At 67.1% G+C, this 12,186-nt stretch carries 10 protein-coding genes; 1 reads left to right on the top strand and 9 read right to left on the bottom strand.

Features of this window, described 5'->3' with window-relative positions:
* Positions 1-59: 59 nt before the first annotated feature.
* From VHP37_07015 to VHP37_06975, 9 genes are read right to left on the bottom strand one after another with little or no spacing between them, the layout of a single operon-like run.
* Complete coding sequence (locus VHP37_07015; GenBank protein HEX2826078.1) at positions 60-1,214, bottom strand: DegT/DnrJ/EryC1/StrS family aminotransferase; 1,155 nt, start codon at positions 1,212-1,214, stop codon at positions 60-62.
* A complete protein-coding gene (locus VHP37_07010; GenBank protein ID HEX2826077.1) occupies positions 1,211-2,371 on the bottom strand; it encodes a glycosyltransferase family 4 protein in 1,161 nt (386 codons plus the stop codon). Before VHP37_07010 ends, VHP37_07015 begins: the two co-directional genes overlap by 4 nt.
* On the bottom strand, positions 2,368-3,045 hold the full coding sequence (locus tag VHP37_07005) for an acyltransferase (protein ID HEX2826076.1): 678 nt from the start codon (positions 3,043-3,045) through the stop codon (positions 2,368-2,370). Before VHP37_07005 ends, VHP37_07010 begins: the two co-directional genes overlap by 4 nt.
* Positions 3,042-6,092 (bottom strand): hypothetical protein, encoded by a 3,051-nt coding sequence (locus VHP37_07000; protein ID HEX2826075.1) that lies wholly within the window; start codon positions 6,090-6,092, stop codon positions 3,042-3,044. Before VHP37_07000 ends, VHP37_07005 begins: the two co-directional genes overlap by 4 nt.
* A 5-nt stretch (positions 6,093-6,097) precedes the next feature.
* A complete protein-coding gene (locus VHP37_06995; protein ID HEX2826074.1) occupies positions 6,098-6,904 on the bottom strand; it encodes a class I SAM-dependent methyltransferase in 807 nt (268 codons plus the stop codon).
* Positions 6,905-6,915: 11 nt separating this feature from the next.
* Positions 6,916-7,899 (bottom strand): UDP-glucuronic acid decarboxylase family protein, encoded by a 984-nt coding sequence (locus VHP37_06990; GenBank protein HEX2826073.1) that lies wholly within the window; start codon positions 7,897-7,899, stop codon positions 6,916-6,918.
* A gap of 34 nt (positions 7,900-7,933) precedes the next feature.
* Positions 7,934-8,701, bottom strand: a complete 768-nt coding sequence (locus VHP37_06985; GenBank protein ID HEX2826072.1) for a hypothetical protein — start codon at positions 8,699-8,701, stop codon at positions 7,934-7,936.
* Positions 8,702-8,711: 10 nt separating this feature from the next.
* On the bottom strand, positions 8,712-9,878 hold the full coding sequence (locus VHP37_06980) for a DegT/DnrJ/EryC1/StrS family aminotransferase (protein ID HEX2826071.1): 1,167 nt from the start codon (positions 9,876-9,878) through the stop codon (positions 8,712-8,714).
* Positions 9,875-11,020, bottom strand: coding sequence for a GNAT family N-acetyltransferase (locus tag VHP37_06975; GenBank protein ID HEX2826070.1), 1,146 nt, complete (start codon positions 11,018-11,020; stop codon positions 9,875-9,877). Before VHP37_06975 ends, VHP37_06980 begins: the two co-directional genes overlap by 4 nt.
* A gap of 163 nt (positions 11,021-11,183) precedes the next feature.
* Here VHP37_06975 and nadE point away from each other — a divergent pair, with 163 nt between their 5' ends.
* Positions 11,184-12,185 carry an NAD(+) synthase gene (gene nadE, locus VHP37_06970; GenBank protein HEX2826069.1) on the top strand — a complete coding sequence of 334 codons (1,002 nt, stop codon included), beginning with the start codon at positions 11,184-11,186 and terminating at the stop codon, positions 12,183-12,185.
* Position 12,186 lies beyond the last annotated feature (1 nt).

Genomic DNA, 12,186 nt, shown 5'->3' with positions numbered 1-12,186 from the left:
ACGTCGCACTGACCTCGCGCCGGCGCGCTCACGTCGATCGCACCGCGGTGGGGAGACGCTCAGCGGCCGACGCTGCTGCGGGACGGCGCCGGCGCATCGCGCACCAACAGGTCCGCGATCGTCGCGCACACTTCGCCGACGCTGCGGTCGTCGAGTGCCGTCGAGCTCGGCAGGTTCAATCCGCGCAGCGAAAGATCGCGCGCCACCGGGAAATCGGCGCCGCCGGCGGCCGAGGCATACGGCGGCATGTCGGAGATCAGCCCGAAGTAAGGGCGCGAGTCGATGCCGCGCTTCCGGAGCTCGGCGGCGAACTCGTCGCGCGGCCGGCTGTCCCGCGCAAGTACGCCGCAGACCAGCCACGGCACGGGCCGCGCCCACGCCTTCGCGGGATTGATGGCCATCGTCCCGCTCGATTCCAGGCGCGAACGATAGGCGTCCTGAACGCGCTGGCGTTTCGACGTGATTTCTTCGAAGCGCTCCAGCTGCGCGCAACCGACGGCGGCCTGAAGGTTTGTCATGCGGAAGTTATAGCCGACTTCGGGGTGCCAGTAGCGACGCGCCGGATCCATCGCATGATCCTTGAGGAACCGGATCCTGGAGGCGACGCGCGCGTCGGCGGTGACCACCATGCCGCCTTCGCCGGTCGTGATGATCTTGTTGCCGTAAAAGGAGAACGTCGCGATGTGGCCGATGCCGCCGACTTTCCTGCCCTTGTAGAGGGCGCCGTGCGCTTCGGCCGCGTCTTCGATGACGACCAGGTTGCGGTCGCGCGCGATCGCCATGATGGGATCCATGTCCGCCGGATGACCGTAGAGATGCACCGGGACGATGGCTTTGGTGCGCGCCGACAGCGCTTTCTCGACCTCGCGTGCGTCGAGGGTTCCGATGTCCGGCTCGCAGTCCGCGAACACCGGCACCGCGCCTACGTGACGGACCGCGGACGCGGTGGCGACGAACGTGAGCGGCGGCACGATCACTTCGTCGCCGGGACCGACGCCTGCCGCGAGGAGGGCGAGCTGCAGGGCTACGGTGCCGTTGGACACCGCGACACCGTGCTCCGCCCCGCAGAACGCGGCAAACGATTGCTCGAACCGGCCGATGTATTCGCCCAGCGAGGAGATCCAGCCCGAGCGGAAAGCGTCGAGCAGATAGCGTTCTTCGAGAGCGCCGATATCGGGCTCGGCAACAGGATAGAACCTATGCGCTGTGTTCACGGCGATGACGGAGGGGAAGACAGGGACTCGAGGAACGCGCGATGTTTATCGCGGAACGTATTATAGGAGAATTCGGAATTCACCCTGCGCGCACCCGCAGCTCCCATCCGGCTGCGCGACTCAGGTGATCTCGCCAGCTCGACGATCGCCTCCGCGTGCGCCGGCAGATCGAACGAGTCGAGCACGTAGCCGTTGCCGCCTGCTTCGACCGCTTCGGGCGACCCGTCCTGGTTGCCGACGAGTATCGGCAACGCGCACGCCGCGGCTTCCAGCGGCGTCACGGGCACGCCTTCTCCCCTGCCGGTGCTGCGGTCGCTGACCAGCGAGAAAATATGGCCGCACCGATAGACGTCCGGGAGGTCGGCCTCGTGGACGGACCCGGTGAAGTGAACGCGATCGCCGAAGCCGAGCGCGTGCGCTCGCTCGCGGAGCACTTCGACCAGCTCGCCGCTGCCGCCGTAGACGAGACGCAGCTCCGGCACGCGAGGCGCGGCGAGCGCGAACGCTTCGAGCAGCCTGCGATAGCCTTTGTGATCGGCGCCTCGTGACATGCGGCCGAGGGTGAGCAGATTGACGTGCGCGGCCGGGTCGGGGATGCGGTATTTCTCGACCACCGAGCGCGGTGGCAAGCCGGGCGTGAAGCGGCTCACGTCGACCGTATCCCAGATGACCTTCACGCTGTCGGGCGCGCGGTATCCCGAGTCCTCGAGGTAGCGCGCCGTGAAGCGGCAATCGGCGATGACTTCCTCGCATGCTCTCAGGCCTCGCTGCCTCGGCGGCGACAGACCGCTCCAGACTTCAAGTCCGTAGGTGTTGAGGACGGTCTTCGCCTTCACCATCCTCGCCAGACCTACCGCCAGCGGCGACATGTAGACGTGGGCAACCCAGATGACGTCGGGTTTCGACCGTAGCGCGCGGAGCGCGACGCGCGCGCTGAAGTCGAGCTTGTTCAGCGTATGGCTCGAGCTCACCGGCGCCCAGGCGACGTCGAACGGCTCCTCGAGGTCGTCCTTGGAGCGCGGCAGCAGAGAAAACACCTGCACGTTGGCTTCACCCGCGATCTCCCTCAGGGCGCGGATCTGAAAGCGGTTGTAGCGGCTGATGCCTCCCTTGTCGAAACAGCCGGGAGTGAAATAGAGAATCTTCGGGGTGTTCATGTCGCGGAATCGCGCTGTCGCTGCCCGGCGATCCTGGCGGGAACGCCGTACGCCGTCGATCCAGCCGGTATGTCGTGCAGCACCACGGATCCGGCGCCGACGATACTGCCCGCGCCGATCGAAACTCCAGGCAGGATGCACGCCTTTGCCCCAATCCACACGGCGTCTCCGATGCGCACCGCTGCGTAGCGGGGCGGTTGCCGGGTCACCGGTGTGCCGTCACGCAGCAGGTCCTGGTTCGACTGGCTGTAGATGACTACGCCGCTCGCGATCGCGCAGTCCGGGCCCAGGGAGAGGCCGCCCTGGCCGTAGAGCACGCAGAATTGATCGACGTGCGAGCGTGCGCCGATGGTCACGGTGCCGGCCTTTCCGTGCGCGTCGAGATAGGTGTTCCCGTAGAGCACGACGCCCTCGCCGAAACGAAACCGTTCGAACGCCCCGGCGAACTGAATGTTGCGCCCGATCCTCCAGCCGCTGGACGCGCCGCCGAGCAGCGCTCCGCGCAGCTTCATCTCGGTGGGAAAGCGGCTGCGACCGGCGAGCACGCCGAACCACGCCGCGATGCGCACGAGCGGTTCGAAGCACTCGGCCAGCAGCAGGCGATGGCCGCGCAGCGGGCGCAGGCGGCCGTTGTCCCCGTCCGGCGTGGACGTATCCGGCGCCGACTGCGTCATTGGGTGAGCACGCTGCCGCCGGCCGCGAGGCGACCGGCCGCCCCGAGCCATGGACGCCGCGCCCCGCCGCGCGTCAGCACTGCGCCGACGGTTCCCTGGAACTGAACCGCCGCGTCGCGGTAGGCGAAGGTCTCGCGGCCGGCGAATACGTAATCGGTACCCTGCGGCGTCTCGATCTTGACGCCGTTGCCGTCGGCGATCGCGGTGAACACCGGCTGCGCTTGCGTCTTCAGGCGCGGATAGAGGACGGTGGCGACGACGTTTCGCGCGCCCACCGTCCCGACGAGTCCGCGCTGGGTCGTGGTCGCCTGGCCGTACTTCCCTTGCGTGAGACCCCAGCTGGTCCGCGTTTTTTCTTCGATCGCCATGCTGCCCGCCGGCGGGAGGAGGAAGAAGATGTCGGTGTCGACGTCATCTCCGCCCTCGGCTGTGAACCGTTGCTCGCGGCCCGCGATGCGGCTCGCGGTGAACCACGCGCGCCACATTGCCTGCGGGCCGTCCGACACGGTATCCAGGATGACGCAATAGTTCGCTCCGAGCGGATCGCGGTCCTTGACGAAAACGATCTGGCGGTCCCACGCGTTTCCCTTGGTTCCCCTCACGTAGTCGACGTCCGGCGACGGAGCGAAACGGTTCACGATCATGAGCTCACGGTCGGAGGCCTTGGGCGATACGACCATGCTGTGATCCTCGCCCGGTGCGTAGCCGTAATAGCCGAAATCGTCGGCGATCACCCTGCCCTTGCCCCACAACGTGAAGCTGCCCGAATCGCGGTCGTAATGCGCGTGATTCGTGCCGGCGATCATGTGAAGCTGGGTCTCGCGAGCAGACGGAAATCCGCTGCGCAGGATCACGCCCGTCTTCGGGAACATCTCGCTCGAGTATCCGGGCGGGCTCTCCGGAACGGCGGGATCGAGCAGCAACGCCCTGAACCCCGCGAGCGACGCGAAGAAGCCGCCGATTCCGGGCGTGGGGAAAGAGCCCTGCGCCCGATACATCCATTGCATCTCGGAAGCGAACTTCGGGTCGCGCCCTCTCCAGAGGTACGCGATCGTGCCGAACTCTCCCGATGGCTCCCGCACGTACGTGTTTCCGATCGGGGGACGATGGCGATGCCCGCCGAGCGCGGCGTTCGGCGGGGTCGAGATTTTCGCCAGCCATTCGATCACCCGCTTCATCTTCGGGTCGTACAGGTAGGTGTTGACTCCGGTGTTATGCGCCGCCATGAACGCGGCCAGCATGTAGTCGTACGACACCATCGCGTAATGGGGCGCCTCGAGCCAGCCGCCGTTCTCGTCCGACCAGGTGTCGAGCTCGGTCCTGAGCTCGGCCATACCCTTGGCGATCCAGGCCGGCGCGGCGGGATGGGTACGCAATGCGGCGCCGAATCTCGACAGATACGCCGCGACCATCGTGCTCATGTTCGGGTTCGCCGCGAAGCCGCGCTCGGGCGACCAGTAGTCCTCGCGGTTCACGGTGTAGGCCAGAAACGCGAGCTGGGCACGCAAGCGCTGGCGCAGGTCCGGGGAGACGTGAACGCTGTCGCGCATCGCCTCGAACAGGTTGACGGTCGAGAGCATCGTGACCTGCTGATGCGGCGCGAAACCGATCGTGATCAGCGCCCCCTGATGCAGGAACATGTCGACGCTCTCCTGCATCCATGTCGCGAGCGCCGCCGCCAGGCGCTTGCCGAGCGCGGGATCCTCGGTACAGAGATAGTTCGGCAGAAATGCGTCGAGGTTGAAGTGAGACAGGGCTTCGGCCGGAAGCCGAGGCACGGCGGCCGCATCGGCTTTGCAGCGGGCGCGCCAGCGCTTCAGGTCCTCCGCCGTGACGACGGCGCCCCCTTCCGCGCGGCCGTCATCCGGCCAGGCCAGCACGTAATCCTTGACGCGGTCGAGCGGAAAGTCGCCGTGCTTGATCTGGTATTGCTGCGGCAGCGGCGCCCTCACCATCGAGACGTTCCCCGAACGCGGCGTCTTGTCGTTCAGCAGCGCGAGGCTCGCGTCGCGGTCGGCCGCGATGAACATCCAGCGCCGCTCGCCCTCGCGCAGCGGCAGCGACCAGCGCAGCTCGCCGCCCGCGCGCGTGAGCGGCAGTTGCACCGGCACGCGTGCTTCGGGCTTTTTCCGCGCGTCGATCCACGCCGCGGGGTCGCGCGCGGCGATGGCGAGCAACTCGGGCTCCGCGTCGTTGTAGAGACCGAACCACGTGCCCTGTCGGACGCGCTCGTACCAATGCAGCCACGGCTCCAGCATGAACACCGGATCCTGTCCGGAACTTTCGGTCGGCGCGGTCGCAAGCCGACCGACCGCGTTCGCGTCGCCCGGGAATCCCTTGCCGTTTCTGTAAAGAATGCGCTGCGCGGCGTAGCCTTCGTTCAGCACGACGTCGAAAGACGTGTTCGCACCGGAGAATGTCTCGTCGACCAGCACGACCGGTTCGTTCGCCTCGACTCGCAGCGTCAGCGTCCACACGCCGCCGTCGGCGAACGTGACGCGGCAGCGAAGCTGCGCGTGCACCGGGCCCTCCGCGAGCACGTCGACGGCGTAGCGCACCGGCGCATGGGCAAGCCTCGACTTGCCCAGCCACTTGCGCGCGCCGAGCTTCACTGCCTCGATCGGGCCTTCTCCGGGCGCAAGACGCTTGCGCACGGAAACGCCGATGCGCTCGTTGTAGATACGCACCCGGTCCGCGGTCTGCTCCACGCGCAGGTCGGTGCGCCTGGACGCCGGAGCGTCGCCGAAGCGATAGGTGCTCGTCGAGAACGGCTTCAGGTTCGCCTGGAACTCGATCTGCGCCGCGTTGCCCTGCTCGGCCTGCACCCGCTGATACGGCACGGCGCCGTCGGGCCCGACGAGCGCGCGCCCGGCTTCCATCTGCTTCAGTTGCGCGGCCCCCAGATTGAAGCGCACGGTCTCGTCGCGCCACTCGCGACCGAGGAAGTCGCGCAGGACGAATGCGGCGCTGTCGGGCTGCGCCGCGGCGGCGCACGCCGCCAGCAGCATCGCGATGCCCGACCAGAACTGGCGCATCCGGCCGGACATGGCGGTTACGCCGTCGCGCGTTTGCGTGCGGCGACCACGATGAACGCGGATGCCCGCCCCGGCTGGACGTTGAAGTCCCAGTGCACCAGCTTCTCGAACATCCTCACGACGGGGAAGCGTGCCGACCTGAACACCAGCGATGAAGCGGTGTGCATCGAAGACAGTATGTGGTTGAAAAGGCAGAAGCCGTGCATGCGCTCGACCTCGAAGTGATCGTGCAGCAGAGCCTTGAGCTCGCCCGCCGAATAGTGGACGTGCCAGCGGTTCGAGTGACAGCCGATCGTCCCTTCCTTGGACTGGCCTTCGAAGCGGCGCGCGTATTCGTCACGGCTGGAGCGCGACGACATGAGGTGGACGAGCTTGTGCAAACGCGGGAAGCGGAACTTGACGTTGCCCGGGTCGGCGAAAGCAAACAGACCCTTGTGCGGGACCAGGACGATGGCGCGTCCTCCGGGTTTCAGTATGCGATGGATCTCTGCGAGCAACGCCCGTTCGTCGGGCACGTGCTCGAGCACCGAGAGCAGCGTCACGGCGTCGAAGAAATTGTCCTCGAACGGCGTTTCGGGTGTTGCGCCGACGACGACGAACTTTCCCCGGGGCACGTTGGCGCGCGCACGCTCGACACGTTCCGGGTTGATGTCGCAGCCGTAGAGCTCCGGCACTCCGGTGAGGCTGGCGAGGAAAGCGCCGTCGTCACAGCCGAAATCGAGCACGCGCTGCGAGCCCGGCGGAATGAGGCTGCGCAAAGCGTTGCCGCCGTAAGGATGCGGGCAACGCTCGAGCTGCACGTCGCGCACATCGGGTGCGCTCAAACGGGCCTCCTTCACACTGTCCGCTGCTCGGCCGCAGCCGCACCGCGCAGCAGGTTCTCGAAATAGCGGATGGTTTGCTTCAGTCCGTCCTCGAGCTGCACCGTCGGCGCCCAGCCGAGCGCGCTCTTGGCGAGCGAGATGTCGGGCTGTCGCTGGAGGGGATCGTCGCTCGGCAGCGGCTTGAACTCGAGCTTCGATCCCGAGCCCGTCAGGCGTATGACGTGCTCGGCGAGCTCGGCGATCGTGAATTCGACGGGATTGCCGAGATTCACCGGTCCGGTGAAGTCGTCCTGCGTATTCATCAGGCGCACGAAGCCTTCGATCAGATCGTCGACGTAGCAGAACGAGCGGGTTTGCGTGCCTTCGCCGTAAATGGTGATCGGCTCGCCTTTCAACGCCTGGACGATGAAGTTCGAAACCACCCGCCCGTCGTTGGGATGCATGCGCGGGCCGTAGGTGTTGAAGATGCGGGCGACCTTGATGCGCACCGCATGCTGGCGGTGGTAATCGAAGAACAGCGTTTCCGCGCAGCGCTTGCCTTCGTCGTAGCAGGAGCGCAGCCCGATCGGGTTCACATGGCCCCAGTAGGTCTCGTTCTGCGGATGGACCTTGGGATCGCCGTAGACCTCGCTGGTCGACGCCTGCATGATGCGGGCGCGCACGCGCTTGGCGAGGCCGAGCATATTGATCGCGCCGTGCACGCTCGTCTTGGTCGTCTGGACGGGATCGTACTGGTAATGAACCGGCGATGCGGGACACGCCAGGTTGTAGATCTCGTCGACCTCGACGTAGAGCGGAAAAGTGATGTCGTGCCGCATCAACTCGAAATGCGGATGCCCGATGAGATGGGCGATGTTGTCCCTCGTGCCGGTGAAGAAGTTATCGATGCAAAGGACGGAATGCCCGGCAGCGAGCAGCTTTTCGCACAGGTGGGAGCCGAGAAATCCCGCTCCGCCGGTGACCAGCACCCGCCGTCTCGAGTTGTAGTTGCGCATTTGGAGGCCCAGTGAAGACCGGGGATTATGCCATTTACGGGCCCGTTTCGACCCCGCGCACGCGGTCGACGAGCGTCAGGCACGCCGTGTATGCGCGCCCTTTGACGGTGCGTGCCATCGTGCAGTTGTAGCTTTCGATCGGATCGCCGCCGAATTCGCGTTTGAAGTTGTTGATGCTTGCCTGCGCCGCAACGCTTTCGTCTTCGAACATCCCGCCCCAGTCGTAACGGCGGTAACCCGCGGCTTTGAACTCGAGCATGTCCTTCCAGTGCAGCCACCGATTGGCGCGGCCCACGAGCGCCCGGTCCACGCCGTCCTCGGCGCGAAAGTGGGATGCAGAGTGCAGGAGCGCGGCGGACCCGCCCGACGTCACGTACGCGTGCCAGACGATGCGGCGCCCGTCGCGCGATGCGGCGGACAGCACGAGCTGTCCGGCCGCACACGAGGCTTCCAGACCGCGCCGATACGACGGCGCAAGCTTCTTCTGTCCGGCGAATGCATCGTAGAACGCACGAAATTCCTCGAGGCGCGCTGCCGGCGCCGCAAGGAACTCCGCCGTCAGGCCGTCGCGGTTGTTGGCGCGATTGATCTTGTAGCGGTTGGTGTTGCCGAGCCGCGCCATCAGTGCGCGTTCGTCCGCCGTGAGATCGCTGACGAGCGACAGGAAGCGGCTCGAGCGAGCGCCGGGCACACGCCCCGGCCACAGGCGATAGGTGAGCACGTCCACCCGCGGATCGCGCGGCTGCACCTCGTCGAACCAGAGCTCACCGTAGCTGACGAGCCGGCCCAGGATCACGATCATCGCGCCCCCCTCAGCCGATGGCCGCAAGCTCGCGCCGCACGAGACGTGCAAGGCGCTCGATCTTCTCGGCCGTCATGTCCTGATGGCACGGCAACTCGAGCACCGTGCGCCGCAGGACATCGACGTCCGGAAATTCTCCCGGCCGCGGTCCGTGATCGCCGCCCAGCCAGAACAGCACCGCCTGTACGCCCGCCGCGCGCAGCCGCGTCCACAGCTCGAGCTTACGCCCGGTCGTGAACGGATAGAACAGCGGGCACACGCCGTCGGGCAGCGCCGCGTGCACCGGCTCTGCGAGATCGGACAGCAGGCTGCGCAGTTGAAGGTAGTTGCGACGGCGCGCCTCGACGATCGCGGTGAAATCCTGTGCTGCCACGATGCGGTGCGACACGCTGCTCATCAGCAGGTCTACATCGGCGGTACCGAAGTGCTGCGTCCCGACGTCGACCCATTCGGCCTGCGCCCGGGGCGTCGCCGCCTTGCCGACCGCTTTCACGCAGCGCGCCATGGATCGCATCACTCCCCCGCCGCGTTCGAGCGACGTCAGAACCGCGGCCGCGGTGGTCCGCGCCGCTCCGAGAAAGTTCGGTGTCACCCCTACGAATTCGAGCCGGCCTTCCTTCATCACCACCGCGCCGCCATCGGGCGTGGGCAGCGTCTTGTAGAGGCAGAACACCGCAGCGTCCCCGAAACTTCCGAGCGGGCGCGAGCCCGCCTTCGAGAGCAGCGCGAGCGCGCAATCCTCCAGGAAAAGCAGCCCGCGCGCGCGGCAGATCGCCTCGATCGCATCGGCCGGGCCGGGAAAGCCCGCGTAATGGATGAGATACACCGCGCGCGTCGCCGGGGTGATCGCGTCGATGACGTCCTCGGGGTCGACGCGCATGCCGTTGCGCACGGCGAAGAAGCGCGGCCGCGCGCCCGCCGCGAGCAGGGCCTCGAGCTCGACCCCGTGGAAATACGCCGGCATCAGCACTTCGCCTCCGTCGAGCCGCCATTGCCGTGCCAGGTGATAGATCGCGTTGCGCGCGAAGTGGACGTACTGCACGTTCGGTGCGTCGAAAGGAAACGCGCTCCCGGCGCCCGCACGGCGCGACACCAGCATCGACGGCGAAAGCGCCGGCAGCTCGGTCGCCCAGTACTCGCTCGCGCTGCCGTGCAGCTCCGCGGCGACCCCGCTCACGATCGCGCCTTCACGCGGCGCAGCGCTCTCGACACGAGCGGCCGCACGCGAAAACGCAACGCGTGCAGCGCGCGCCCGGCGGCGCCGCGATAGACGTGGAAATCGCTGAGCGGACGCTCGCGCGGCTTCCAGTCCGACTTCCAGTCCATGGGGCCGCCGAGAAAATCGAGCTCCCGCGAGCCGCGCTCGACGAGGTCGCGCAACACGTCGTGCGTGATCAGCTGTCCCGGCGAATATTCGCGCAGCGCTTCGTCGTACGCGGTCTTCAGCAGGCAATAGCGGCCCGCGTATTCGAGGCCGAGGTACATCGCGACAGGCCGGCGCTCCTGCTCCAGTGAGTACAGCGACAGGTAACCTCGCGCCGCGGCTTTCGCGGCCGCCTCTTCGTAGAACGCCTGGACAGTGTGATCGCACGCGATCGCAGTGCCCTGGCTTCCTTTCCAGCCCGCACGCTCGAGCGCATAGAACTGGCGCAGCCGGTCGTCCGCGCCGACGGCGTGCACCAGCGCGAGCGGTCCGCGTGCCTCGAGCTTGCGTCTGCGGCGCCGCACGTTCGCCCGGAACTTCGCATCGAGGCCGGCAAGCAGGACGTCGAAGTCGCCTGCGCAGGTCGATAGAGAGACGAACGGCTGCGGCAGCGCGGGCGCTTCACCGACGCGGCAGTGTGTCGATGCGGCATGGCGGGCGAGCTGCGCCGCCGCGCCATCCGGCGGCGCGAACTCGAGCAGCAGCGTGTCCCATGCGCTGTCTCGGAGGAGCGCCAGCCATATGGAGCGGACCGCATCCTCGCGATGCTCGCGGCAGTGCACGAGCTCGTAGCGGCAGGTGTGGGCATTGCCTGCGCTGCGCAGCATGCGCACGGGTATTCCGGCGAAAGTACGCCGCTCGCGCACCAGAGGCAGCACCGCCACCAGCCTGCCCGCGCGGCGCGCGGTGACCGCGAGAAATTCGCTCGCGCGCCCGAAGCTGCGCGCGTAGGCGCCTATCCACTCGGGCGTGTAGAACGGCTCGTCGCACGGCCCGCCGGTCATCATGTCCCGCCACTCGTCCGCGAGCGCGGCGATGACCTCGGCGCCGCCGCGTGCGATCTCCGTCGAAAACCCAGGGGCGGCGTCCGGCACAGGCTCGATGGAAGAGTCCATGAGAGGTCAAAAGTGTAGCAAACCGGCCCGCGCGGCAAGGCGGCAGAGTGCCTGTAGCGCGACCCGCTTCGCGGGTAACTTCCGGAAGCGGGGACGACGCACTCGACCGCGTACGCGAGCACATGATAGTTTTCGGCCCTGCAACGACCTCACGACCCCTCCGATGCTCTCTCCCGCAGTACTCCAGCTCGACGCCGAAGCCGAGATCGCGCGCATCGTCCGTACGCTGCGCCAACAGGTGCTCGGAAGCCTGCGCAAGCGCGGCGCGGTGGTGGGCCTTTCCGGGGGCGTGGACAGCTCGGTCGTCGCGGCGCTCTGTGCGCGGGCGCTCGGCAGCGACAAAGTGCTCGGCATCTTCATGCCCGAACGCGATTCATCCCCGGATTCGCTGCGGCTCGGCCGGCTCGTCGCCGATACCCTGGGTATCGAAGCGGTCGTCGAGGACGTGACGGCCGCCCTCGAAGGATTCGGATGCTATCGCCGACAGGCCGAAGCGGTGCAAAGCCTGGTGCCCGAATACGGCGACGGCTGGAAATGCAAGCTTTCGCTCCCGTCGCCGATACACGGCGAGCGATTGAACGTCTCGCGGCTGACGGTGGAGGACCCCGCGGGCGAGACGCGCTCGGTGCGGCTGACCGCCCAGGCGTACCTGAAGCTCGTCGCCGCGACGAATTTCAAGCAACGCGTGCGTAAGACCATCGAGTACTACCATGCCGACCGGCTGAACTACGCGGTGACCGGAACGCCCAATCGGCTCGAGTTCGACCAGGGGTTCTTCGTCAAGCAGGGCGACGGCGCCGCCGACGTGAAGCCGATCGCACACCTGTACAAGACGCAGGTGTATCAGCTCGCGAGGCATCTCGGAGTGCCGGAGGAGATCCGGGCGCGCGCGCCGACGACCGACACGTTCTCCATGAGCCAGACGCAGGAGGAGTTCTACTTCGCGCTGCCGTACGCCGGTATGGACCTTTGCTTGTACGCGCATAACCACGGCGTCGAAGCCGCCGAAGTGGCCGCCGCCCTGTCGCTCGAGCCGGAGCAGGTCGAGCGCGTGTTCAGGGATATCGACTCGAAGCGCAACGCGACCCACGGCCTGCACGCGGCCGCCCTCCTCGTGGAGGAGATCGCGGAGATCGATCGCGCGCACCTCGACCCGCAGCGCTGAA

The sequence above is a fragment of the Burkholderiales bacterium genome (assembly GCA_036262035.1).
Classification (GTDB): Bacteria; Pseudomonadota; Gammaproteobacteria; order Burkholderiales; family SG8-41; genus JAQGMV01.
Note: the sequence above shows the minus strand (reverse complement) of the source record. Positions and strands in the feature narration are given on the sequence as shown.